At 66.3% G+C, this 392-nt stretch carries 1 protein-coding gene; it reads right to left on the minus strand.

The annotated features are described in order from the left end of the window. Positions 1–392 (minus strand): calcium-binding protein (locus tag AC1DF3_RS37200; protein ID WP_478142843.1); only part of this gene is annotated, 392 nt, incomplete at both ends.

Here is a 392-nt window from a genome sequence, read left to right on the forward strand (position 1 = left end):
GTAGATGTCATTGCCCGCGCCGCCTGCCATCGTGTCGGCGCCCGCGCCGCCGTTGAGGGTATTGTTGCCCGCGTTGCCGGTCAATTGGTTGGCCAGCGTGTTGCCCGTGCCGTTGATGGCGGCGCTGCCCGTGAGAGTCAGGTTCTCAAGGTTGGCGCCCAGCGTCCAGGTGATGGACGACTGAACCGCGTCAGTGCCCGCGTTGGCGGCTTCGGTCACCACGTCGCCGGCGTTGTCGACCACGTAGATGTCATTGCCCGCGCCGCCTGCCATCGTGTCGGCGCCCGCGCCGCCGTTGAGGGTATTGTTGCCCGCGTTGCCGGTCAATTGGTTGGCCAGCGTGTTGCCCGTGCCGTTGATGGCGGCGCTGCCCGTGAGAGTCAGATTCTCAA

The organism is Variovorax sp. 10N432 (assembly GCF_056394465.1).